Below are 23,902 nucleotides of genomic sequence, written 5' to 3'. Positions count from 1 at the left end.
TTGTTTATAAATGATCGTTTATTTTTTCGGTACACCGCCTCTATTCGGTCGTGCCTCCATGTACATAACCTCAGTAGGGGTTTTTAATTACGATTCGGGTGAATTCAGATGAGCAAATTACGAGTCCTCCACGTGATTGGCGGGGGGGAATTTGGCGGTGCTGAACAACATATTCTCAATTTGGTCACTACTTTTCCAGTCGACGAAGTAGAAGTCGCAGTCGTATGCTTCTATGATTCTCTTTTTGCGAGTAAATTGCGGGAATCAGGCATCCAAGTCATTACACTGAATCAGTTCGGACGTTTTGACTTACGATTGCTACAGGCTCTGCGGAATGCCTTTACCACATTCCAACCAGCAATCATTCATACGCATGGGATTAAAGCCAATTTCTTTTCCCGACTGGCCGCTCGCGGTATGAAGGTGCCTTTGCTGACCACTGTTCACAGCTCACTCCGTTATGATTATTCAAGCTCCTTGGCCTATGCCATTGTCAGCATGATGGAAATGAGCACGAGACATTGGAACCGTCATTACATCGCGATCAGTGGTGCGATTGCCGATATTTTGCGGGGGCAGGGTGTTCGCTCGTCTGACATTAGCGTGATTTATAACGGAATGGACATGAAGCCTTATCGGCAAAACCATTTACGGGAAAATGACCGCAATCGACTGCGTGCAGAATGGAACATACCAGAGGACGCCTTTTTGTTCGGGACAGCAGCTCGCTTTGTTCCTGTAAAAGGGCTCCCGATTCTGCTCGATGCTTTTCATACGCTTGTGGCGAACACGAAAGAGGCGTCTCCTTATCTCGTGTTGATCGGAGACGGTTCTGAACGTGCAATGCTTGAAGCGAAGGTAAAAGAATTGGGGCTGGAATCGCGTGTTCGCTTTGCTGGATTTCGGCAAGACATTCCTGCGTGCTTGCATGCCTTAGATGGCTTTGTTCACTCTTCCTTGTACGAAGGGCTTGGTTATACCATCATCGAGGCAATGGCTTCGGAGGTTCCTGTCGTAGCAAGCAATGTCGGTGGTGTGAAAGAGTTTGTTTTCGATGGTGAGACGGGGCTGATCGTCGAACCGGGAAATCCTGCTTTGTTGGCGCAAGCAATGGAACGACTTTGGACTTCACCACAATTGCGTGAGATCTTGGTGCAAAACGCGTTGAACAAAGTAGAATCGACTTTTACCATTCAACTCATGACCGAACAAATTGTTGCTCTTTATCGTACGTTACTGAAATGACGAAAGGCACGGTGAAACGCGAACAGCGGGCATCGTGCTTTTTTTATATGATTTATTTGAAGAATCTGTTTTTATGGTTGCCTACTCATGATCAATCTGGTTACATATGAATTGGGACTATTTTGTATAGCAAGCTGCACCAGACAGAAAGGGTGAAAATGAGATGAAACTATTTCTATCGGTAGACATGGAAGGTATTTCAGGCATTGTAGATACGAGCTATATTAACCCGAATTCGGGGGTTAACTATCAGCGTGGACGCCAATTTATGACAGATGATGCCAATGCGGTTATTGAAGCTGCACTTGAGTCTGGCGTAACGGAAATTGTCGTAGCAGACAGCCACAACACAATGAACAACATTCTCTGGGAAAAGCTCCATCCGAAAGCGAGACTGTTGGCAGGTTCTCCACGCGATTCATCCATGATGCAGGGAATCGATGAGAGCTTTGATGCAGCGATGTTTATCGGCTATCATACTCGCCAAGGGATTCCTGGTGTGCTCAGCCATACGATGTCCGGTGTGGTTCACAATATGTATATCAACGGACAAGTCGTGGGTGAGTTCGGCTTTAACGCCGCGATCGCGGGTATGCATAACGTTCCTGTTGTCATGGTGTCTGGTGATAATCTCATCGCCGTCGAAGCACAGGAACTGATTCCAGGCATCCAAACAGCGATCGTGAAGGAAGCGGTATCCCGCACAGCTGCTATCTGTCTCTCGCGCGAAGAAGCGACCGCTGAACTGAAACGCAAGACAGCCAATGCCTTGCGCAACCGGAACAACATCCAGCCATTCCGTACAGCTGTACCTGTAGAGCTGGCGATGGAATTCTCGCACGCAGGACAAGCCGAGATGGCCGCAATTGTCCCGGGCACGCGCTATGAAACAGCAACAAACACGGTCTATTACAATGCAGCCAATCCGCAGGATATGTACAAAACAATGCGCGCTATGCTGAACCTGGCATCCGGTGCTGAATTTTTTTAAAAAGAATAAGGAAGGAACGGAAGGGCTGAAATCAGTTCTTCCGTTCTCCATTTTGGCGGTAGATTATTCAAGCCCGCCCATTCTTCCGTTTCCGCGCTACTTGTGGCCGGAGGCCTCTTTTCCCCTTTCTTGCTTTTGCTTTTCCTTTTGCTTTTCCCTTCACTTTCTCCTTCTGTCTGTTGTTCATTCTTTCGATTGGATGCCCGAGAGCCTGGCCCTCCTCCAACAGCGTGCTGTTGCTCCGTGTTGGAGCTTTCAATCGCAGCATTCGTACCACCTGTACTGTACGTGCCACCCCCACCTGCAACTTGTGTGGCGGAAGCATTTGCAAGGCGTCTTGCCAGCTTGACTACTTGGTCGTTTATCACCACAATGGCTTCTTTTCCATTTTTCTTTTTGCCCTTATGATGACCATGATACTCTGATTGCTTGCTGGCCATTCCCCGATTTCGCGCAATCCCACCAGCTCCCACGCTCTGTTGTTGCAGTGTGTTCGATGAATCGATGGCGGCATCATTACCGGCAGCACCGCTTCGTCCTGCTCCGCTGGCAATTTGGGTGGTGTTTGGGGCATTCGTAAACTGCGTATTTAGTACGACAACCACTCTACTGGTTTCACGCAAAAATGTCTTTACGACTATTCGCTTTTTACCCTTTTGGTAAATGACTGTCAGTTTATCCTTCCGACGGGACATGTGCAGTTCATTCCTTTACATGAGACTACTACATGTAAAGGCGAAAGACGGACAAAGCGTGTTGGACAAATGCTGTGGATTTGCAAAAAATATACTTTTATTCGTATTCCGAAGCGGACAGTCAATCCCCCTTTGGGCTGGGCGTAGGCCGAAGCGCAGACTGGAAATTCACTTCTTTCCTCCACTTTAGCTACTTAAACCCAAATAAAAAAGCAGACCCATTATCTGAGTCTGCTTGTCGTTTCAGCTTTTATAATTTCCGAACGTTCGTCGCTTGAGGACCGCGTTGACCGTTTTCTACGTCAAACTCAACCTCTTGCCCTTCGTCCAAGGATTTGTACCCTTCGCCCTGAATTGCGGAGAAATGAACGAACACGTCATCTCCACCATCACGCTCGATAAAACCGAAACCTTTTTCACTGTTAAACCACTTTACTCTTCCACGTTCCATTTTTGCCTCCTAGCATGTAACCCTTACATGACATTTGAAATATTGTCTTACCTCGGTTACTATTGCCATTTACGAGGCTTATTATACGTGACCGAATTTTTTTCTCCTACTTCGCAGCCTCTGTTGCTTCTTTGGCTTTGCTCTGGTCCACAATAAATTGTCCCTTCCAGTTGCCCTTTGTTTTGCCGATCCGGTTCACATCGATATTTAAGGTGAGTGGTTGTGGTAGCTTGAATTCACGCGAGGTGAAGGCAAGAACGCCCTCTGGCTTGTTATGATCGGCTATTCCCACCTCTACTTCCTTACCGGACTCATCTGTTAAGTAGAAAGGCAAATAACCCTCTTTGCTGGCCCCGAAAAAGCTTAGGAAACTTGTACCTTCCAAACCTTTATCCTGGTACACAGGATTGCCATTTGCTTCGCCTACCACATCTAAACCTGTCGTATCGAATTCGAAAGGCACCAGTTCTCCATTTTGTTGTTCAATGCGATAGTGCAGCAGAACCTTGCTATCTTCCGCATACACTTCCGTAAAATGAATCGTAATCCCCTGATCGGTAATTTTTTGATCGATCGGAATGGACAATCCTTCTGCCGCTGCTCGCTTAACCCCTTCACCCACCAACTTGTTCAAGTCTTTTGGATTGTCTGCAAAATAAGAGGTTCCATTTAAAGCCGCATATACTCCAGTCGGCAGTATAATAGCAGCAATTAACCCCATCATAACTAATTTTTTCTTCATCGATACAGTCTCCTTTTTTTTGTGATAGCGATGAAAGGACTGCCTGACGCGCTGATCGAGTTCATCAGGGATCGTGGTTTCGTCCATTTGCTTGGTGAGTGACTGTTTTATGATTTTTTCGATAGACATATTTGGAGTTCCTCCTCATTCCATTCGACGTCAATCCACTCGCGGATTCGCTTTAATGCTAGATGATTTCTCGATTTTGCTGTCCCCACAGGTATTTGCAGCAGTTCGGCTATCTGGTCGTACGTATAATCGTAGTAATACCGATAAATGACGACGATCCGCAGCTTGAACGGCAGCATTTGGATTGCTTGCTGCATCTCTGTGGCAGACTCCATCGCAAGCATTGGCTCATCCGGCGTTTCGACATATTGCTCTTCTTCCAAGCTCTGTTTTCGTTCTAACAGACGGAATCTTCTCCAAATCTGTCTACGCCAGTTTTTCACCTGTCTAATGACAATCCCATTCACCCAGAAAAGAAACGGACGCTTGCGATCATAAGCAGGCAGTGATCTCCATAGATGATAGTAAATTTCGCTTACAATATCATGAACATCTTCTTTATTCGTGACCATGGCTGCTACGGTACCGTAAATTTTTGTCCGCGTCATGCTGTAGATCACCTCAAAAGCTTCTTGATCTCCATCAAGCAAACGGTCCAGCCACAGTTCTAACATTTGATCATTCATCGGAGGGCCCCCTGAAATTGTATACACCATGTATTGGCTCTCTCGTTCAATATGGTTCACTACTTTATGAAAAAAACCTCTCCAAACGCTTTTACGTGCGTTTAGAGAGGTTTTGGCATTCAAATCAGTGGAACTTGTTCAAGAATTAAATGCGCACCACTGTCGCCTTGCTGACAAGGTCACGCGGGATGCGGTTCTTTGTATCGAAGAGGATCGGTGCGTCAGCCATCTTTTCAGCAACCTGTGCCCAATCTGCCTCAGCAAATTCCGTTTGAACAGCAGTCAGGAACAACGCATCTGCTCCATTCACTGCTTTGTCCAAACTCTCAACCTTGTGATCATACACAGTCGGAACAGCCGGATCGTAGGAACGAACGTCTACTCCTTTTGCCATGAGCACCTTGATCAGGTCGTGGACAGGGCTTACACGGTCGTCATTGGAAAAGTCTTTCATCGCCATTCCCAATACAGCTACACGGCTTCCTGCCAATGTCTTGCCATTCTTCTTCAAAGCTTGCTCGAGCATACCGATCAACACTTCAGGTACCGCATCATTTGTGTTGCGAGCCAGTTGCAGAATCGGCAGGTTTACTTCCAATTCACGTGCCTTAGGCTGCAAGTAGTACAGTGCATTCGGCAAGCAGAAGCCGCCTACACCCGGTCCTGGCGATAACAGGTTTACACGCGTGTGCGTATTGGCAACCTTGATCAACTCGAACGTATCGATGCCAAATGCCTCAGAGAAACGAGCGAATTCCTGCACCATCGCAATGTTCACATCACGCTGGATGTTCTCGATGACTTTTGCTGTCTCGACTACGCGGATATCCGTAATCGTGATGTCGGTCTCACTGATGAAGGACAACAACTCTTTACCTTTTTCAGCGCTTTGTTCATTGATGCCACCCAAAACGAGCGGCATATGGATGAACTCTTCAAAAGCACGCCCCTCTGCAATTCGCTCCGAGCAGTATGTCAGGTAGAAATCGACACCCGCAACAAGACCGCTTGTTTCCTCCAAAATTGGCAGAATCACATCTTCTGTCGTTCCTGGTACGACGGTACTGCGGATCATGATCGTATCGCCTTTTTTCAGTACACGACCGAGCGATTGTGCACAGCTTTTCAGCGGTCCGAGATCAGGATCGCCGTTATGAACAGGCAATCCGACTGTTACAATATAGTTATGGACTTCCGCAGCAGCTTCCTCGTAGGAGGACGTTGCACGGAAACGTTTTGCTTCAATCTGCTCTTTGAGGATCTCTGGCAACGTTTTCCCCTGATAGGACTCCAGGTGATGGGAATGTGCCGCATTGATCTCATCGACGACATGCGGTAAGACGTCAATACCGATGACGTTTGCTCCTTTCATGGCATAGGTAAGCGCCAACGGCAAGCCTACAAACCCCAATCCCACAACAGCTACGCGTACAGGTTGAGTCATTGCGTATCTCCTCTTTCACATTCTCCAAGTAAGGTCCGTATGACTGTAGAAGTCACGCGGCCAACTTGCGTATATTTTTAGGACAGGTAGTAAACACCTGCAGCGATAAAAAGCACACACAATCCGATGAGGACCTTGTACAACGTTTCCAAGGCTGTTCCTCCCCCATACAATCTTGGCTTGTCCTCTTTTTCGTAAAAAGGACGTTGATTGGGCAGAATAGTTTGGTACTCTTTCGCCAAATCAAATTATACTCTCGTTTGAAATATCGTTCAACCCGTCTAACGAGGCAAGGATGCCCCTATGATATACGAAAAACCGATGGACAGGACCATCGCAATAAAGCCAATGGCCCTGTTATCCTTCGCAATTTCCTGATCAACATTAAACGTTGGGGTCATGAATTCAAAAATGAAGTACGCAGACAGCAACAGGAAAAATCCGAATGTCGCCCAAATCAACGCTTCGCCCAAAGACAAATGCGCCTGAATGGAATAACGGAAAATGTTCGCGATCCCAAAAATTTTCCCGCCTGTTGCCATTGCTACTGCCATGTTCCCACGCTTCAATTCTTCCCAAACACGATAACGCGTCACCAGTTCAAAAATGGCTAAGAATAAAACCATCGCCAGTCCAGACACTGTAAAATAAGCTGCAGTTGCAAAATATGGATTGTGTAGAAGGCTTTCCATATGTCCCTCCCGACCTCTTATTTCAATTCGGCAATGGTAGCACCTACGCCGCCTTCTCCTTGACCGCCCAAGCGGAAGGATTTTACATTACGATGACTTCTCAAATACTCATGCACGCCTTTGCGCAGTACCCCTGTCCCGTGTCCATGAATAATGGACACCGAGTGCAAGCCTGCCAGCAGTGCATCATCTAAAAACTGATCGATTTCCCGAATGCTGTCCTCGACGTTGTAGCCGCGCAAGTCGAGATCCATTTTGATATTGTCACTGCGACGCTTCACAGAGGTGTACGGAGCCGCTTGCGGTTTTTGCTGGATGGAGTTTTGTACATGCATATCATCGCGCTTTACTTTCATTTTCATGATCCCGATCTGCACGAGGAATTCTTCATTGTTTACTTTTTCCAGCACGGTTCCTTTTTGTCCGAAGCTCGTCACCATTACCTCGTCGCCCACCTTGATCTGCGTAGCGCGAACTGCTTTTGCCGGCTTCTTCACCTTTTCCTTCTCCAGCTCAAGCACGGCATTACCCAAGCGCTTCTTCGCATCGATGAGACGATGCTCCTTGATTTCCATGCCTTCTGCCATCATTTCGCGCAGCTCGCGAATGATCGTTTCCGCTTCTTCTTTTGCGAGTTGGACTGCAATTCGCGCTTCGTCTTCTGCTCGCTCCATTCGTTTGTTTTTCTCTTCAGCAAATTGGGCACGCTCTTCCTCGAGCTGTCTACGCAGTTCTTCGGCTTCCTGGCGGGCTGCCTTTGCCGCCAACCTGTCTGCTTCCGCCGACTTGCGATTACGCTCCAACGAAGCAATCATGCTCTCGACCTGATTGTCTTCTTCACTGATCGAGCCACGTGCTACATCAATGATGTGTTCCGGTAATCCCAAGCGTCTTGCGATAGCAAACGCGTTGGATCTGCCAGGCACCCCGATGAGCAAGCGATAAGTAGGACGCAACGTCTGTACGTCAAATTCTACGCTGGCGTTAATGACTTCGGGTCTATCGTAGGCATACGCCTTCAGTTCACTGTAGTGAGTCGTTGCAACCAATCTCGCACCGGAATCAATCACATGATCGATGATGGACATGGCCAAAGCAGCACCCTCTGTTGGGTCTGTTCCTGCACCTAGCTCGTCAAACAGCACCAAGCTCTTGTCATCCATTTTCGCTAAGATTTGAATAATATTGGTCATATGACTTGAGAATGTAGACAGGCTCTGCTCGATGGATTGCTCATCCCCGATATCGGCAAAAATGGAGGAGAATACAGTCATCTCGCTCTCTTCCTCCGCCGGAATATGCAAGCCCGCCATCGTCATCAAGGACAGCAGTCCGATTGTTTTGAGGGAAACGGTTTTCCCCCCTGTATTGGGACCCGTCACAACGATCGCCTGATACTCTCCACCTAGCTCCACATCTACTGGAACGACAACTTCACGTGGAATAAGTGGATGACGCGCTTTTCGCATGTTTACGTATCCGCGATCATTGATGCGTGGACAAATCGCCTTCATGCTCCAGGCAAGCTGAGCCTTGGCAAACATAAAATCGAGCTCTGTCAGTGCTTCTGTATTCTCGACCAAAGCCTCTACCGCAAAGGATACTTGCTCCGTCAACACATACAGAATGCGCTCCACTTCCCGTTCCTCACGCAGGCGAAGCTCGCGAAGCTTGTTGTTCATCTCGACGATCACTTCCGGTTCGATAAAGAGCGTCGCCCCGGATGCCGACTGATCGTGAACAATTCCACCAAATACCGAACGATACTCCTGCTTCACCGGAATGACGAAACGATCTCCACGAATCGTAACGATGTTTTCCATCAGCATTTTTTGGTACGTAGACGAGCGTGTCATTTGATCGAGCTTTTCGCGAATGCGCGACTCGAGCTGTCTAATCTCCTGACGTACCTGTCGCAATTCAAGACTCGCACTGTCCAAAATATCGCCGTTTTCATCAACACAGCGACGAATTTCGGTTTCCAACTCGCGCAGGCCCTCAATACGCTCTGCCTGCTGTTGCAATAATGGCAGCTCGTGATCGTCACACATGTCGAGCAAAAACGTTTTGAGCCTGCGTCCGGCCATAACGGTGCTGGCGATATCCAGCAATTCCATTGGGGCGAGCATGGCGTTCAATCTGGCGCGCTGTACGGGGCCGCGGATATCGCGAATGCCACCGAGCGGCACGCTGCCTTTTAAGCGTAACACGGTTGCTGCTTGTTCAGTCCCTTGCTGAGCGGTAATGACTTCATCCAAGCGTAAAAAAGGAATCAGCTCTGATGCTTTTTCTTTTCCATATGTGCAAGATGCCTTGTCAATCAACAGGGCCACTATTTTATCGTATTCTAACGTCTTTAAAACCCGTTGTTCCACTGTGCTCCTCCTTCTTTATCCAGCGGCGACCGTTGTACCGTGCGGGCGGGAGCGACGGTCTATACCGGCAATCATTTCGATATCTCCCCATTATAGCATGGCAGCGGAGCTTAGAAAACTTGGGCAACGGAAAGCTTCGGACAGGCAGCACCGGCGAAGGATAATTTTACACGTTTTCGTTTAGCATAGTTCAGCTCCTTGCGTGAGAGAATGAAAGGTGAAACAACCCTAAAGGAGGAGTACACTTGACGATCATGCGCCATATCGTCCGCTTTATCGTCGCTGCCGTAGTCCTGATGTTTGTCGGCTTTCTGGTCCCCGGCTTTTCAGTTAGCAGTTTTTGGACAGCCCTACTCGCGGCCGTTGTCATCGCACTGATTGGCTGGGCCGTAGAAGCCATTTTCGGAGAGCGAATTTCGCCGTACAATCGGGGTATTATCGGCTTCTTGGTCAGTGCCGTCGTGATTTATCTCACTCAGTTCATCGTCTCTGGCTTCCGCGTAACGATTCTTGGAGCGCTCCTGGCTTCCTTGGTGATCGGGATCATCGACTTGTTTATCCCGATCAAAACCCATATGGATTTGCGCAATGGAGATGCCGGGAACAAGCAGGAGACATAGGCAAAATGCAACAAAGAGCCATCCCATCAAAGACGGGGTGGCTCTTCTCCTTTTACCCACAACGTGAAAAGAGAGGCATTCGCCCCTCTTTTCCTTAATCTATCGGTTTAGCCTTTGCCTCTTCCTGAATGATTTTCAGCAGTTCTTCGTACTCCTGACGCAAGCGGAAGTATTCATCCGCGATATTGACTGCAGAAAGTACGGCAATTTTGGCAGTATCCAGTCGATGGTTGCCGTTTGAGATTTCGTTCATCTTGTCATCAACGAAACCGGCCACCATGCGTATGTGATTGACACTTGCCTTGCCGCTGAGCCGGTATTGTTGGCCAAAGATGTCCACCGTCAAACGATTTTTCCCATCACCTTGCACGAGAGGTACCTCCCTACTGCGACCTTTGCTCTACATTATCCTTTTTTAGGTTACTGAAAATGTCAGATTTCGTCAAGCTGTGTTACACGCGCAATTCAGCACCTGTGTTGTTTTTCAGGGCTTCGATGACAGCAGTAGTCACTTGTTGAATCTCTTCGTCCTGCAAGGTACGCTCTGCGTGACGGAATACGAGGGCAAATGCCATGCTCTTCTTATCCTGGGCAATACGCTCACCCATGTATACATCGAACAGGGTTACGGACTCAAGCAGCTCTCCTGCCGCTTCACGAATCGTTGCTTCCAATGCACCAGCAGCTACACTGCGATCGACAACGAGAGCCAAGTCACGCGTTACCGCCGGGGACTTCGGCAGCTGATTGTAATGTCCAACCTCGGCAGCTACATCAATCAAAACAGCTACATCAAACTGGAATACGTACGTTTCGGACAGATCGTACGCTTTTTCTGTGCCCGGATGAACTTGCCCCAGATAGCCCAGACGTTTTTCTCCTACCCATACCTCTGCGGTACGTCCTGGGTGCATACCTGCGATGTCCTGGACGGCTTTGTACTCGGTAGCTTGGATGCCCAAACGAGCGAAGAGTGATTCCACGATCCCTTTGGTTTGGAAGAAATCAACAGGCTGTTTGGCGCCCATCCAGTTTTGTGTGAGCAGTTGTCCAGTCAATGCACCCGCTACATACAGACGCTCTTCCGGAAGCTGAGTGAGTGTTTCTTCTTTTGTCAAGAACACACGGCCCAATTCGAAAATCGCAACATCGTGGTTTTGGCGGTTTTTATTGTAAGCGACTGTTTCCAAGAGGCTAGGAATCAAGCTCGTGCGCAAAACGCTATGGTCTTCACTCATTGGCATCATGAGCGCAACAGGGTTTACTTTTTCCTGATGCAGACCCGCTACTGCCTCAACACGATCTGGATGAACCAGTGCATAGGAAATCGCTTCATTCATACCAGTACCGATCAGATGATGACGGATCGTACGGCGCAATTGCTGTTCTTTAGTCAGCTGTCCCTGTGTGGTCGAACCAGAAGGCAAGCTGGTCGGAATGTTGTCGTAGCCGTACAGACGTGCAACCTCTTCCACCAAATCCTCTGGTAGCGTAATGTCGCCACGTCTCGTTGGAACGGTTACCGTCCATTTGTCGCTCGCTACTTCATACGGGAATTGCAGACGCTCGAAAATCGGCGATACATCAGAAGCAGACATGTCGGTTCCGAGATGCTGATTGATTTTTGCAAGCGTAACGGAAACAACAGCAGGCGCAGCTTCGCTTACAACAGCAGAGCTGATTCCTTTGGATACTGTTGCCCCAGACAATTGCTGAATCAGCGCAGCGGCGCGCTCACCAGCTTCTTGTACACGTGCTTGGTCAACGCCTTTTTCCCAACGTACGCAGCCTTCTGTACGCATGCCGAGCATACGAGCTGTGCGACGCACTGTTTTTGGCGTGAACCAAGCTGCTTCGAGAATGATTTCACTCGTCTCACCAGTAATTTCAGAGTTCGCTCCGCCCATTACACCTGCGATCGCCAAGCCTTTGGTCTGGTCGGCAATCAGCAAGGTTTGTGCATCCAGCGTGCGCTCTTGATCGTCCAATGTCACGAGCTTTTCGCCCTCGTTTGCCAGTCGAACGACAATAGAGCGATCAGCTACCTGTGTCGCATCGAAAGCATGCAGCGGCTGACCGTACTCGAGCAGGACGTAGTTCGTTACGTCTACCACGTTATTGATTGGACGAATTCCTGCTGCCATCAGGCGATTTTTCATCCATTGCGGAGATGTCGCGATTTTGGCGTTGGTGAAGTGACGACCGTGGTATTGATAGCATTCGTTTGTCGCATCGATCTTAACTTGGATCGGGTTGTCGCCACCGTTTTCGGTCAGCTCGATTTGCGGGAATACCACTTCTTTGCCCAAGATAGCAGCAACCTCGTAAGCAACCCCCAACATGCTCATGCAATCCGAACGGTTCGGTGTCAATCCCAATTCCAGCACGTAGTCATCCAAACCGAGGTACGAAACTGCATCCATTCCGATCTCCGCATCCGCTGGCAGAACCATAATGCCTTCTTGCTGATCTTTTGCCAACAGCTTGTCGTTTAAGCCCAATTCTTTTGCAGAGCAGATCATTCCTTGGGATTCTACACCGCGTAGCTTGGAACGCTTGATGTTCAGACCACCTGGGAGCTTCGCACCGATCAAGGCAACGAGAACTTTTTGTCCCTTGTCTACGTTCGCTGCTCCACAAACGATTTGCAGGTCTTCTCCTTGTCCTGCATCAACCACACATACGTTGAGACGGTCTGCATCTGGGTGCTTGCTGCGTTCTTTTACATAACCGATCACAACACCAGATACACCTTCGTTGCGCGATTCAACTGCGTCTACTTCAATCCCGCTGCGAGTCAGCTTTTCAGCCAGCTCATGGGGCGTCGTTCCACTCAGATCGACGTATTCAGATAACCATTGGTACGATACCTTCATCTTTACCTCTCCTCTCTAGCCTCGATTGAACTGACGCAGGAAACGAACGTCGTTGGTATAAAAATGGCGGATATCCTCTACCGCGTATTTGAGCATCGCAATTCGTTCCACACCCATACCGAATGCAAAGCCGCTGACTTCCTCAGGGTTGTAGCCGGCCATTTCCAGTACGCGCGGGTGTACCATACCAGCACCCAAAATCTCGATCCAGCCTGTTTGCTTACATACACGACAACCGTGACCGCCGCAGTTGAAGCATTGCAGGTCTACTTCTACGGAAGGTTCCGTGAACGGGAAGAAGCTTGGGCGCAGACGAATTTGCTGATTTTCCCCGAACATTTGACGGGCAAACGTCAAGAGGGTACCTTTCAGGTCACTCATCCCGATTTTTTTATCAATCACAAGACCCTCGATCTGCGTGAATTGGTGGGAATGTGTCGCATCGTCATCATCACGGCGATACACTTTACCCGGACAGATCATTTTGAGCGGGGTCTTGCCTTCTTTTTTCAACATTGTACGTGCTTGCACAGGGGATGTCTGCGTACGGAGCAGCAGCTCTTCTGTGACGTAAAACGTATCTTGCATATCGCGTGCCGGGTGATCCTTCGGCAGGTTCAGCATCTCGAAGTTGAAGTGGTCCATTTCAACCTCAGGACCTTCGGCCACCTCGAAGCCCAGGCCAATGAAGATGTCTTCGATCTCTTCAATGATCCGAGAAAGCGGATGCATGGTGCCTGCTGGTACTGGACGTCCTGGCAGTGTCACATCGATCGTTTGAGAAGAAAGCTTGGCAAAGAGAGCCGCTTCTTCAAATGCTTTTTGTTTACCGGAGAACGCTGCCTCCAGCGCTTCCCGTACTTCATTCACCAGCTGACCGACAACTGGACGCTCTTCTGGGGACAGGCTGCCCATGCCGCGCAGCAGCTCTGTCAACTCGCCCTTTTTCCCCAGGTATTTGACTCGTAAATCCTGAAGTTGTGCGGCTTCTGTCACTTGGCTGATTTGGCCCAGTGCGGACTCTTTCATTTCTTGCAACCGAGTTTGCACTTCGAATCGCTCCTTTATTTCTGTTTTGGAAAAAGAAAAACCCGCCCCTCAAAAAGGGACGAGTTACTTTTTTCTCGCGGTACCACCCTTGTTAGACAATTCACTCCCACCCTGTGACAAATCCATGACAATATCACTAGTGGAAAGAGACATTTGTCTCACTTCAGATCATTGGTAACGGGTATGACCCGGCTGCTCCTACTGCGCGAAAAGCGGTTCAGAGTGCGGCTTTGGAGTGAATTCGGCAGCTATCATGTTAAAGATGCTCGCAGTCTGTGGCATCTTCTCCCTGGAAAAACAGATAGGTCCTGCGTACTAGTCTCCGTCATCGCTTTACGTTATAATTGTGACGTAAGGAAAATTATAGCGTAACAAGAGAGAACTTTCAATTCTACAAATGTTACATATCCAGATTGTGTTTTCATGTGTATGTTACCCATTCGAAAGGGGATTTTGACATGATAGATAATGTTTCCGCCCTTTACGATAAGACAAGCAGCTGCCGCCATTGCCAAGCGACCTTTTCGACCAAAAGAATTAGAAGCGGCACGTTGACGATGGTCAACCGCGACAGCGATTTTTATACCACTTTTAAAGAACAATCTTTAAATCCCATTTTATATACCGTCAATGTCTGCCCTGAATGCGGCTTTGCTTTTACGGATCAATTCCGGGACAAGCTCGCCCCCTGGCAAAAACAGATTGTGGATGAACAAATCTCCTCGAAATGGAAGCCAAAAGATTTTGGCAAGGTTCGACACGTACCAGAAGCCATTGTCAGCTACAAGCTGGCTATTTATGCAGCTGAAATTACGGATCAGCCTCATTCCGTAAAAGCGGGTCTATATTTGCGCCTTGCATGGCTTTATCGATACCAAAAAAATGTCACGGAAGAAATGCGCTTTATCGATATGGCCGTGGAAGAATATGAACAATCGTATATTCATTCCGATTATACACGCGGTGACAAAGAAATGACCGAAGTCCGCTTGCTGTACTTGATTGGTGAGCTCTATCGCAGACTCGAAAAGTTTGACTTAGCCATTAAATATTTCGGCAAGGCACTCGCTTTTCGCAACCACACCATTGAGAGCGGCATTATCCGGATGGCGCAGGATCAATGGCAACTCGCTCGTGAAGAGTATAAAGAGAAAAAGAACGAGCAAAAGATCGGCTAGACATGCCGATCTTTTTTATATGCAACAATTGAAATAATATGGTAAAAATAGTATGTTTTATCTATCTGACACAAAGAAGTGATTCTTGTGAAAAAGTGGAATCTTATCACGTCAAGTCTGCTGGCAATTCCATTGCTTTTGACTGGACAAGCTGGTGCAAGTGCTGCCGAGGTTTCGAACAAGCCATCGCAGGCAGTGGTTGCCATGTCAAGCGTTACAGAAGTCAACGTTAATCTGGACATTTATCAAAACCCTATTTATGACAGACTCCCAACCAACAACCATACGAGTGTCATTTCATACGAGTCGACAAGGGGTGGAATCAGCATCGATTCCCAAGGCTGAGTGATTGCATCGTCTCCAGGCTACTATAGGGTTGATGTCTATTACGGTGGCACGCAAGTGTATATCTTCCATTTTAATGTAGGTCCCATGTAATCATTTCGGTGGATCACACAAACAAAGCCGATCATCCTTATTCTTCTCGAGGATGTCGGCTTTCCCTATTATCTTCTTTTGCGCTGTGCCTCATAGACAAATATTCCTGCTGCAACCGCTGCATTCAGCGACTCCGCTCCGCCGTAAAGCGGAATGTGGACGAATTGATCAGCTTTGGCAAACATCTCTTTGGAGACACCTCTTCCTTCATTGCCGATAACCAGTGCCGTCAGACCCGCATAATCAGCCTCGTCATAGGAAACACTGTTTTGCTCCAACGAAGAAATGAGAACTCTCCCTCCCTTTGCCTTCCATTCATCAGCCGTGTCAACTAACGATTGTGTAAAGACCGGGATGCGGAACAGTGCCCCCATTGTTGCCCGTACCACTTTTCCATTGTAAATATCGACACTGCCACTCCCCAGTACGACACCATCGATTGCAGCCGCTTCTGCTGTGCGCAAAATCGTGCCGAGGTTGCCCGGGTCTTGTATTTCGTCCAAAAAGAGGAGCAGTAAGCTTCCTTGTTCCTCTCTCTTCTGATCCACCCATTTTGCCCAATCTGCTGCTGTTTTTTTCACTTCGGCCACAATTCCTTGCGGTGACTTCGTTTCGGACAGTTTCGCCAGCACTGCCTCTGATGCAGCAATGACCTGAACAGCTTCCGGATGATTAGCCAGAGCACGCTGACAAGCAGGGTCCATATCACGCTGCTGATCGTAAATCACCGTGACTACCTCCGCCCCACTTTTTAACGCCTCTTCTACCAGATGCGCCCCTTCCACGAGAAAACGCTGCTGCTCTTCCCGTCCTTTCCGTGATAGCAACTGGTGCAATCGCTTTACCAGAGGGTTCTGTACTGAAGTAATGATTTCATTTGTCATAAACCTATGCCCGCTCCTCAAATTCGCGTAAGTCTTTGTTGTTCCCGATCACCACAAGCACGTCGCCGTATTGGATGACTTCATCCGGGCTAGGAGCGATATTGAATTTATCTCCGCTTTTGATGGCAATCACGTTGACCTCGTATTTTTTCCGAATATCCAGTTGGCGCAAGTTTTGACCGACCAGCTTGGACGACACGACTACCTCCGCTACGCTGTAGTCCTCTGCCAGCTCAATAAAGTCAAGTACGTTCGAAGAGATCAGATTGTGGGCGACCCGAACGCCCATGTCACGCTCAGGGAATACGACACGGTCAGCCCCCACCTTGTACAATACTTGTCCATGACGCTCATTCTGTGCTTTTGCCACGATCTTTTTGACACCCAAGTCTTTCAGCGTCAATACCGTCAGGATACTTGCCTGAATATCGACCCCAATGGCCACGACAACTACGTCAAAATTGCGGATGCCGATTTCCTTCAAGGCGCGTTCATCCGTAGAATCAGCTGCTACTGCGTGCGTAACATACTGAATATTTTCGTTAATGCGCTCCTCGTTCTCATCTATACCCATCACTTCATAATCCATCTCGTACAGCGTTCTCGCCACGCTAGAACCAAAACGTCCCATCCCGATAATGGCAAATTGCTTGGACATGTTAATCTTCCCCTTTACGGAACTTACCAATAACAAGCATTATAGCACAACCAAAACATCCCCCACAAAACGGTCATGAACGTTTTGTACGAAAAGTATGGTATGACAAATCAGCGTTTACAAATACTATTTCTTGAATTCATTCTCACAAGAGAGGTGGAAGCGCGGTCATGAACATTGCCTCACTCAATTTACGTCAAGCGATCATGTACAAAATGCAAGGCTCAGATCCAAACGAAGTGGAAGAGACCATCAGTGATGCTATCTCAAGCGGTCAGGAGAAGACACTGCCGGGGTTAGGCGTTTTGTTTGAAGTTTTATGGCAAAACAGCGATGCTTCCTCACGTCAATCCATGATTACGACTATCGCGGAACACTTGCCTGAGCAAGCCGAAAAGCCAATCTAACCATTTCTTCTTCGAACAGACACGCTACAAAGGGAGGGGCTCCTATGTCCCTCCCTTTTCATTGTTCACTTCTCGGCCTTTGTTGAACTGATTGCGTATGAATTGAGTGATTGCCAGCAAGATCGGGATAATGATGGTGATCAAATATCCTACGTTGGTCAAATGCTGTGTAAAAGAAAACAGCTCCACTATATTTTGCGGCACTAACGTTAGGAAAAAAAGAGGCACCATGATCACAATCGCAGTGATTTGCTGAAAACGAATGCCTTTGCGAAACAAGCGCCGCAATGAAAAAATCGTCGCGTAAAGCATATTCCCGATCGTTGTAAATACGGAAGCTACCCAAATCGCAAGAAAGGCGGACTCAAAGCGCTCCAAAAACCAGCCGGTTTTCTGCGTTACCTTGACCAGTTCAAGTGTAGGCCACATCAGCCTCTGCAATTCTTCATAGCCAAATACAGTAATGCCTGCGACAACTGTAAGAACATAAACGACAAGAGCACAGCTCATCCCTGTCATGCTCGCCACCCCTAGTCTTGCCCCGGGAATAGCGAAGGCAAAGTAAACCATTAACAACTCATACCCAGTGTAGAGCGTATACGTATTCAGCCCCGTTTTCATGACGCTTGTCCATGACTCGAATCGGAATGGCAATAAATTGTACCAATCTGCGTTCATGAAGGAGACGAGTGGAATCAAGAGTGACGGCAACAGGAGGAAGGGAAGCAACAGCTCATTTACCCTTGCCACAACTTCAATCTCATGACAACAAAGAAACACGACCAACAACAGCAGCGTGATGATAATTACTTCCAGTGGGGTTTGCGGCAATACGGAGGTCACGACGACTTCCCCGAACAATCTGGCTGTGATTCCCGCGTTAAGAAACTGATAGAGAATGAAAAGAAATATACACAGGGTACCAATCGCAACACCAAATATCTTCGGCATAAATTCCACAAAGGTAAGCCCGGGAAACTGGTTGCCTAAATAAACGATAGCCGCCACAGCCACGGATGCTATGAAAGCACCTGCAATAGGGCCTATCCACCCCATTTGATGAAGAAGTTCGGTTGCCGTTCTCGGAATGATGAGGATACCCACCCCGATCATTGAACTGATCATAATGCTTGTCAGTTGCCAAGCACCAAAATTACGTTGCTGTTTCTCCACAGTGATCGCTCTCCTATTGCATTTCCATACCAAGACGGCGCAGCTTGATTGTGTATGTAACGCGTATGGGAAAATCCTTGAAATCTTGCTTCCAGTTGTGAGTTTTCCAGTAGTCTTGGTAATGCTTCGCACGCAGTGTAAGGCCCAGTTTCAAAATGTCACTATTGTACTGCTTTTGTAAATGCTGCAAGAGCTTCTTTGCGCGGTTTTCCATTTCTTTTTTAATAAGCGCTTGCATTTGTAAGATGAATTGCTCAGGAGGAATTTTCAGGTTTTCTGTAAGTTCGACAATATCTCCTTGGAGCTCGCATTGATAGGTAGCGGAAGAGGATTTGTGAATGATCACCTTCTTTTTTACAAAATGCGGACGAAAGCTCACATATCCGTTCTTGGTTTTCGGCAACGGAATCACAATGTCTCCACCCGGTTTTTCATTTCGCAGCTGAAGTAATACCCATGACTGCACGTGATCCAATATCCCCACCATCTTGTGTCCGCGAAAAACAGCAACCCCTTTCCAGCTCACCTCATTATTTCTTGCCTCTACATAATTCAAAAACGGCTCCATGGTTAGATTAGAGGTCTGATTGAAATAGTCGCCCAATGTTTGGTCTGGAATTCTTCCTAATTTCATGCCATTTTCGATCAGCCCCATCATATAGACGACTGGAATCGGCTCGATTCTCGGTTTGATTTCCAGCAAGGTAGCCGCCTTGCCCTTCACGACGATCGGCCACAGAAGTCGCCGTATTTGCGGTTCGCGACGAAAGCTGTCCATGATGTCTTGGATTCCCTTTCTAGCGATCTCCTCACTTACGGCAAGAATACGCGTATGCCCAAGAAACAATCGTTGGTTTAGCCGCATTTGCAAGTTGTTGGAAGCATCTGTCACCGTTCTTCCTGTCACGCTCATGATTTTCACGGCATCCGCATTATTTCCTCCGCCCTTCCCGCTACTCCCCGCGATTTTGATGGGAATAGGGATTTGGACGGTCATTTTATACAGATTTTCATTTTCTTCATCCTGATCTATCGCAATGGCCAACACCGATGCGCGTTCTTCCAATTCACGTCTGTCCCAGCACCCTGTCAGCAGGATTGTAGAGATGATCAACAAAGCGAAGTATCTAAGAGACTTACCCATCGATATTCCGCCCCTCTCGTCGGGTCACCATGTCGCGGATGAGGATTGCTACCCAGTAAACGACAGGGATCAGTAAATTAATGACCAGGCTAGACAACCCCAGGAACGACGCCATACTGAATACTTCCGTGATATTTTGTGGAATGAGGGCAAAGAAGAATAAAGGGATGAGAAGGACAGAAGCCACGATTCTTTGAAACCTGATTCCTTTACGAAACAACTGTCTCAATGAATAAACAACTACGTAATACGCATTGGCTACCGTAGTAAAAACAGCCGAAACCCACACTGCCAAAAAAGCGGACTCCAATCGTTCCAAGATCAATCCTGGCACCTGGGTCGTCTTGACCAATTCTAGTGTTGGCCACGTCACCCTTTGCAGCTCTTCGTAACCAAACACCGAAATACCCGCAACCACAATTAACATGTAGAGTGATGCTGCAATCAATAAACTGTACAATCCCGCTAATTCCCTGTTCGTGTTTTGTTGCGCATAGGCGAAAAAGATGAACATAATTTCAAAACCGGAATAGGAATAAATTCCTTCGTACACTCCTTCTACCATTGATCGGATCGACATATGATTAATCGGCAGGAGATTCCCAATTTCCGACTTTTGAAATGACGCAATCGCGATAAAAAGAAGGGGAAAGATAATAAAAGGAAACAGCAGCTCGTTTACTCGCGCTACTACTTCCACCTCATGCATACACAAAAATAGTATCAACAAAAACATCGTGATGAGCATAACTTCCAACGGAGTCTGCAACAGAACGGATGTGACAACTACTTCACCAAATACACGCGAGACGACGGCCGTGGAGAAATACAGGTATACCAGATAGATACAAATCCAAGGAAGGCTGAAAACTTTTCCCACCCAAGGCCGTTTGGCAGATCCCCACACCTTGTGACTGTATTCAATAAAGGTTTCCCCTGGATAACGCTTGCTCAATTTGACAATTAACCATAAGGAGACATACGCACCTGCTGAGCCAATCATAGGGGCGATCCAGCCTGCCTCATATAATTTCGAACTGGTTGTGCGAGGAAGGGTCAAAACTCCGACACCGATTAAGGTACTTGTCATGAGACAAATTTGCTGCCACATCGATAGAGTCTGGTGCCAGCCGTGCCCTTCCCTCCTGTTCATTTCTGGTTATCCTCCTCTCTGATCCGGATTTTATCTTGAACATGAAACATCATCGGTCTTGTTTTCAACATGTGATGGGGTGCCCGTATGAACAAGTCCTTCATTCCATTCAGGTTGAGCGGACTAAGCGGGCTCATATAAGGCACTCCAAACGATTTCAGTGAAGACAAATGAATGAGGATGACAATCAAAAACAGCATAATACCGTATAGACCAAACATTCCTGCCAGAATCATTACCGGAAAGCGGAGCATGCGTATAGCAATCGCTGCACTGTAACTTGGGGATGCAAACGAGCCAATTGTCGTTACAGCCACGATGATCACCATGACAGGACTGACAAGCCCAGCCGTTACCGCTGCTTCCCCAACCACGAGTGCCCCAACAATCCCAATTGTAGGACCGATTGGCCCCGGCAGCCTCACACTCGCTTCCCTCAATATTTCAATGGCCAACTCCATAGACAGCGCTTCGATTAAAGAAGGGAAGGGAACGGTAGATCGTCCTGCCGCCATCGCAATGACCAGTCGAGAAGGGATCATCTCTGGATGAAACGAACTAAAAGCGATATAAAGAGACGGCAACAACAAGGCAATGCTGATACTGATAATCCGAATGAAACGAATCAAGGTCGCGATATAAAACCGCTCGTAATAATCCTCAGGACTCTGATAAAACTGCGAAAAAACAGCCGGAGCAATCAATCCGAACGGAGTCCCATCTACCAGAATGCCTACCTTCCCTTCCAAAAGATTGGCCACTACTTTGTCCGGGCGCTCCGTATTTTGAATCTGCGGGAATGGGGACCATCTCCGATCCTGGATCATTTGTTCGATGTACCCGCTCTCCAGCACAGAATCCACGCGAACATTACTTTCGATTCGCGCAATCACTTCCTCCACCATCGGAGGATACGCAATGCCGTCGATGTACATAACGTAAATGTCAGTCTGTGTTCGTTCCCCGACAACCATATGACGCACTCTTAGATTGGGGTCCTTCAAACGGAAGCGGATCAGTGCTGAATTCACGCACAACGTCTCACAAAAACCATCACGTGGCCCTCGTACGACTGACTCCGTCTGAGGCTCTTCCACCGAACGCCTGTCCCAACCTCTCGTGTTATTCAAATAAGCATTTTGACATCCATCGAGGATCAGTACCGCACATCCAGACAAAATATTTCGGACGATCTGCCTCAGTTTGTCTGTCAAATCCAGCTCATTTGTAGCCGGATCATTATAGGTGATATCGGGAGTCGTCATATAGCGAATAATAAAATCACTGATGACATTTCGATCCACCATGCCATCTATAAAAACGATAGCGGCTTGCGTCTTTGTCTTCGTTTGAAAACGCCGAACGACGAGATCGTCACACTTTCCAAGCTGCGCTTGAATCAATTGGATGTTTTCCTCCACATTTGTCGTGAGCGCAACATCCGATACGCTTTCCATGCTCTTGTCGGAGTGCTGCTCCAACGTTTTTGACTGGAGGGCTTCTTTTCTTTTTTTCCATGCTTGAAAAAACTGGCTCAAGCTGCTCACCCTTATCCATGGAATGTAGAATGTAGACTGTCTACAGGTACGGATAGTGTACCCAATAATGGAAAGGAAATCCCGTAAATGGCGTATTACAAAAGAAAAACAGGTCCAACCTAAGTCGGACCTGTCAAGCGACTACCTCGCTTGTTTTCAAATTTCTCGTAGCTCTTCTCCAGCATGATCGCCTTTAAGATCTGGACACTTTCCCAAACCTCTCTATAAGTCGTATAGAAAGCAACGGGGGCTAACCGGATGATGTTTGGGGCACGGAAGTCAGGAATAATACCCGCTTCCTTCAAGGCCTTGCATATACGTATGGCCTCTTCATGCTCAAGGCTGACATGCCCACCTCGCCGATCGTCCTGCTGTGGGTTCGCAATCGTAAAACCCATGTCTGCCAGCTCCACCTCGATCAAATCCATCATGAACCGCGTTAAGCCAAGCGACTTGGTACGAAGCTTTTCCATGGAAACCTCCTGGAACATTTCCAACGAACCAAGCAATGGGGCGAGACTCAGCATATGTGGGGTACCGATCTGGTAAGCTCCCGCACTTTCGCATGCCTCCAGCGTATGATCCATGTCAAATTGCTTATCCTTTTTCGAGCTGAACCATCCCGCCAATCCAGGAGTCCTGCCAAAATGCTTGCGATTGACATATAGGCTACCCACGCTTCCAGGCCCTGCATTTACGTATTTGTAGTTGCACCAGTAGGCAAAGTCCACTCCCCATTTACTGAAGGAATGCGGGATCGCTCCTACAGAGTGACATCCGTCAAAACCAATCAGAATGCCTCTCTCATGTGCGGCTGCTGTCAACCGTTCGATATCGAGCAGCTGGCCACTGCGATACAGGACGGTAGGAAGGACAACGAGTGCTACTTCATCCGTCATCGCATCGATAATATCCTCTTCTTCAATCAGGCGACCATCTCTTGACGCTACCCGAACCAAATGCTCTTCCGGGTCCAGCCCGTGGAGCTTCATTTGACTCTGGAGTGCGTATATATCGGTAGGGAAATCCAGTTCGGTGGCAACGACCTTCGACCTCTTCCCAACAGGACGATAGAAGGTAGCTGCCAGCTGATGCAGGTTGATCGTCGTAGATCCCGTGACGATCACTTCCTCCGGGCTTGCCCCTACAAGCGCGGCGCTCATCTCTGCCAATTTCTCCGAAAAGAAAAACCACGGGTGACGACCCGTTGTCCAGCCTTCCACACCCAGCTCCTTCCAAGACTGCATCATATCCATGACGCTCTTTTCCGCTCTTTTTGACATGAGGCCAAGCGAGTTTCCATCCAAATACAGGCTCGGAAGCAAATAAAACTCTTCGCGATAGCTCGCGAGTTCGTCCTGTGCATCCAATTGCTGTGCGTACGCTTTCGTTAAGCCGCTCGATTGAGACATAACTACCTCCTCAGCTTGTTCCATCGTTTTTTCCATTATAG

22 protein-coding genes and 1 pseudogene are annotated in these 23,902 nt (G+C 47.9%); 6 read left to right on the top strand and 17 right to left on the bottom strand.

What is annotated here, in order from left to right; genetic code table 11:
- Positions 1 to 108: 108 nt before the first annotated feature.
- Both ACUUHJ_RS09080 and ACUUHJ_RS09075 read left to right on the top strand, forming a co-directional pair.
- Positions 109 to 1,245 (top strand): glycosyltransferase, encoded by a 1,137-nt coding sequence (locus ACUUHJ_RS09080; RefSeq protein WP_289676979.1) that lies wholly within the window; start codon positions 109 to 111, stop codon positions 1,243 to 1,245.
- Positions 1,246 to 1,408: 163 nt separating this feature from the next.
- Entirely contained in the window at positions 1,409 to 2,236 is an 828-nt protein-coding gene (locus ACUUHJ_RS09075; RefSeq protein ID WP_173625353.1) for a M55 family metallopeptidase, read from the top strand.
- A gap of 182 nt (positions 2,237 to 2,418) precedes the next feature.
- Here ACUUHJ_RS09075 and ACUUHJ_RS09070 read toward each other — a convergent pair.
- The 7 genes and pseudogenes from ACUUHJ_RS09070 to ACUUHJ_RS09040 all read right to left on the bottom strand — a co-directional run.
- A pseudogene (locus tag ACUUHJ_RS09070) lies at positions 2,419 to 2,931 on the bottom strand (hypothetical protein); the annotation flags it as partial.
- Positions 2,932 to 3,181: 250 nt separating this feature from the next.
- Positions 3,182 to 3,382 (bottom strand): cold-shock protein, encoded by a 201-nt coding sequence (locus ACUUHJ_RS09065; protein ID WP_012685372.1) that lies wholly within the window; start codon positions 3,380 to 3,382, stop codon positions 3,182 to 3,184.
- A gap of 106 nt (positions 3,383 to 3,488) precedes the next feature.
- A complete protein-coding gene (locus tag ACUUHJ_RS09060) occupies positions 3,489 to 4,253 on the bottom strand; it encodes a DUF4179 domain-containing protein (RefSeq protein WP_289676976.1) in 765 nt (254 codons plus the stop codon).
- The gene (locus ACUUHJ_RS09055) at positions 4,232 to 4,819 is read right to left on the bottom strand and encodes a sigma-70 family RNA polymerase sigma factor (RefSeq protein ID WP_472298730.1); all 588 of its coding nucleotides are present in this window, start codon (positions 4,817 to 4,819) and stop codon (positions 4,232 to 4,234) included. Before ACUUHJ_RS09055 ends, ACUUHJ_RS09060 begins: the two co-directional genes overlap by 22 nt.
- Before the next feature lie 145 nt (positions 4,820 to 4,964).
- Positions 4,965 to 6,263, bottom strand: coding sequence for a nucleotide sugar dehydrogenase (locus ACUUHJ_RS09050; protein WP_472298729.1), 1,299 nt, complete (start codon positions 6,261 to 6,263; stop codon positions 4,965 to 4,967).
- 281 nt (positions 6,264 to 6,544) lie between these two features.
- Positions 6,545 to 6,955: a DUF350 domain-containing protein gene (locus tag ACUUHJ_RS09045; protein WP_007728502.1), complete on the bottom strand. Its 411-nt coding sequence runs from the start codon at positions 6,953 to 6,955 to the stop codon at positions 6,545 to 6,547.
- A 17-nt stretch (positions 6,956 to 6,972) separates the two neighbouring features.
- On the bottom strand, positions 6,973 to 9,330 hold the full coding sequence (locus ACUUHJ_RS09040; RefSeq protein WP_064200969.1) for an endonuclease MutS2: 2,358 nt from the start codon (positions 9,328 to 9,330) through the stop codon (positions 6,973 to 6,975).
- Positions 9,331 to 9,575: 245 nt separating this feature from the next.
- Here ACUUHJ_RS09040 and ACUUHJ_RS09035 point away from each other — a divergent pair, with 245 nt between their 5' ends.
- The gene (locus ACUUHJ_RS09035) at positions 9,576 to 9,950 is read left to right on the top strand and encodes a phage holin family protein (protein WP_041749319.1); all 375 of its coding nucleotides are present in this window, start codon (positions 9,576 to 9,578) and stop codon (positions 9,948 to 9,950) included.
- A 94-nt stretch (positions 9,951 to 10,044) separates the two neighbouring features.
- Here ACUUHJ_RS09035 and zapA read toward each other — a convergent pair whose 3' ends face one another.
- The 3 genes from zapA to pheS form a co-directional block, all read right to left on the bottom strand.
- Entirely contained in the window at positions 10,045 to 10,320 is a 276-nt protein-coding gene (gene zapA, locus ACUUHJ_RS09030) for a cell division protein ZapA (protein WP_289676972.1), read from the bottom strand.
- Positions 10,321 to 10,402: 82 nt separating this feature from the next.
- Complete coding sequence (gene pheT, locus ACUUHJ_RS09025) at positions 10,403 to 12,826, bottom strand: phenylalanine--tRNA ligase subunit beta (protein ID WP_472298728.1); 2,424 nt, start codon at positions 12,824 to 12,826, stop codon at positions 10,403 to 10,405.
- A gap of 15 nt (positions 12,827 to 12,841) precedes the next feature.
- Positions 12,842 to 13,876, bottom strand: coding sequence for a phenylalanine--tRNA ligase subunit alpha (gene pheS / locus ACUUHJ_RS09020; protein ID WP_087345341.1), 1,035 nt, complete (start codon positions 13,874 to 13,876; stop codon positions 12,842 to 12,844).
- A gap of 458 nt (positions 13,877 to 14,334) precedes the next feature.
- On the opposite strand from pheS, the gene ACUUHJ_RS09015 reads away from it, so the two are divergent.
- Positions 14,335 to 15,054, top strand: a complete 720-nt coding sequence (locus ACUUHJ_RS09015; protein ID WP_199929149.1) for a DUF2225 domain-containing protein — start codon at positions 14,335 to 14,337, stop codon at positions 15,052 to 15,054.
- A gap of 87 nt (positions 15,055 to 15,141) precedes the next feature.
- Complete coding sequence (locus ACUUHJ_RS09010; protein WP_289676970.1) at positions 15,142 to 15,399, top strand: hypothetical protein; 258 nt, start codon at positions 15,142 to 15,144, stop codon at positions 15,397 to 15,399.
- 161 nt (positions 15,400 to 15,560) lie between these two features.
- Here the strand turns inward: ACUUHJ_RS09010 and ACUUHJ_RS09005 are convergent, their stop codons facing one another.
- Positions 15,561 to 16,376, bottom strand: coding sequence for a TrmH family RNA methyltransferase (locus ACUUHJ_RS09005; protein ID WP_472298727.1), 816 nt, complete (start codon positions 16,374 to 16,376; stop codon positions 15,561 to 15,563).
- 4 nt (positions 16,377 to 16,380) lie between these two features.
- Positions 16,381 to 17,034: a potassium channel family protein gene (locus tag ACUUHJ_RS09000; protein ID WP_007728524.1), complete on the bottom strand. Its 654-nt coding sequence runs from the start codon at positions 17,032 to 17,034 to the stop codon at positions 16,381 to 16,383.
- A 170-nt stretch (positions 17,035 to 17,204) separates the two neighbouring features.
- On the opposite strand from ACUUHJ_RS09000, the gene sspI reads away from it, so the two are divergent.
- Positions 17,205 to 17,441 (top strand): small acid-soluble spore protein SspI, encoded by a 237-nt coding sequence (gene sspI / locus ACUUHJ_RS08995; RefSeq protein ID WP_012685360.1) that lies wholly within the window; start codon positions 17,205 to 17,207, stop codon positions 17,439 to 17,441.
- A gap of 42 nt (positions 17,442 to 17,483) precedes the next feature.
- Here the strand turns inward: sspI and ACUUHJ_RS08990 are convergent, their stop codons facing one another.
- The 5 genes from ACUUHJ_RS08990 to kynU all read right to left on the bottom strand — a co-directional run bounded on the left by ACUUHJ_RS08990 (position 17,484) and on the right by kynU (position 23,861).
- Positions 17,484 to 18,614, bottom strand: coding sequence for a GerAB/ArcD/ProY family transporter (locus ACUUHJ_RS08990; protein ID WP_289676967.1), 1,131 nt, complete (start codon positions 18,612 to 18,614; stop codon positions 17,484 to 17,486).
- 13 nt (positions 18,615 to 18,627) lie between these two features.
- Positions 18,628 to 19,758 (bottom strand): Ger(x)C family spore germination protein, encoded by a 1,131-nt coding sequence (locus ACUUHJ_RS08985; RefSeq protein WP_289676966.1) that lies wholly within the window; start codon positions 19,756 to 19,758, stop codon positions 18,628 to 18,630.
- Positions 19,751 to 20,911 (bottom strand): GerAB/ArcD/ProY family transporter, encoded by a 1,161-nt coding sequence (locus ACUUHJ_RS08980; RefSeq protein ID WP_472298726.1) that lies wholly within the window; start codon positions 20,909 to 20,911, stop codon positions 19,751 to 19,753. Before ACUUHJ_RS08980 ends, ACUUHJ_RS08985 begins: the two co-directional genes overlap by 8 nt.
- Positions 20,908 to 22,449, bottom strand: a complete 1,542-nt coding sequence (locus ACUUHJ_RS08975) for a spore germination protein (protein ID WP_289676964.1) — start codon at positions 22,447 to 22,449, stop codon at positions 20,908 to 20,910. The genes ACUUHJ_RS08980 and ACUUHJ_RS08975 overlap by 4 nt, the downstream gene beginning before the upstream one ends.
- A 119-nt stretch (positions 22,450 to 22,568) precedes the next feature.
- Positions 22,569 to 23,861, bottom strand: a complete 1,293-nt coding sequence (gene kynU, locus ACUUHJ_RS08970) for a kynureninase (RefSeq protein WP_472298725.1) — start codon at positions 23,859 to 23,861, stop codon at positions 22,569 to 22,571.
- Positions 23,862 to 23,902 lie beyond the last annotated feature (41 nt).

The organism is Brevibacillus schisleri (assembly GCF_055685845.1).
Note: the sequence above shows the minus strand (reverse complement) of the source record. Positions and strands in the feature narration are given on the sequence as shown.

Coding starts and splice junctions, on each gene's coding strand:
- ACUUHJ_RS08985 (WP_289676966.1), bottom strand. CDS start 19,758: ATGGGTAAGTCTCTTAGATACTTCGCTTTGTTGATCATCTCTACAATC.
- ACUUHJ_RS09015 (WP_199929149.1), top strand. CDS start 14,335: ATGATAGATAATGTTTCCGCCCTTTACGATAAGACAAGCAGCTGCCGC.
- ACUUHJ_RS09050 (WP_472298729.1), bottom strand. CDS start 6,263: ATGACTCAACCTGTACGCGTAGCTGTTGTGGGATTGGGGTTTGTAGGC.
- ACUUHJ_RS09055 (WP_472298730.1), bottom strand. CDS start 4,819: ATGAATGATCAAATGTTAGAACTGTGGCTGGACCGTTTGCTTGATGGA.
- ACUUHJ_RS09005 (WP_472298727.1), bottom strand. CDS start 16,376: ATGACAAATGAAATCATTACTTCAGTACAGAACCCTCTGGTAAAGCGA.
- ACUUHJ_RS09045 (WP_007728502.1), bottom strand. CDS start 6,955: ATGGAAAGCCTTCTACACAATCCATATTTTGCAACTGCAGCTTATTTT.
- pheT (WP_472298728.1), bottom strand. CDS start 12,826: ATGAAGGTATCGTACCAATGGTTATCTGAATACGTCGATCTGAGTGGA.
- sspI (WP_012685360.1), top strand. CDS start 17,205: ATGAACATTGCCTCACTCAATTTACGTCAAGCGATCATGTACAAAATG.
- ACUUHJ_RS08980 (WP_472298726.1), bottom strand. CDS start 20,911: ATGAACAGGAGGGAAGGGCACGGCTGGCACCAGACTCTATCGATGTGG.
- kynU (WP_472298725.1), bottom strand. CDS start 23,861: ATGTCTCAATCGAGCGGCTTAACGAAAGCGTACGCACAGCAATTGGAT.
- ACUUHJ_RS09080 (WP_289676979.1), top strand. CDS start 109: ATGAGCAAATTACGAGTCCTCCACGTGATTGGCGGGGGGGAATTTGGC.
- ACUUHJ_RS09065 (WP_012685372.1), bottom strand. CDS start 3,382: ATGGAACGTGGAAGAGTAAAGTGGTTTAACAGTGAAAAAGGTTTCGGT.
- ACUUHJ_RS09060 (WP_289676976.1), bottom strand. CDS start 4,253: ATGTCTATCGAAAAAATCATAAAACAGTCACTCACCAAGCAAATGGAC.
- ACUUHJ_RS09075 (WP_173625353.1), top strand. CDS start 1,409: ATGAAACTATTTCTATCGGTAGACATGGAAGGTATTTCAGGCATTGTA.
- ACUUHJ_RS09000 (WP_007728524.1), bottom strand. CDS start 17,034: ATGTCCAAGCAATTTGCCATTATCGGGATGGGACGTTTTGGTTCTAGC.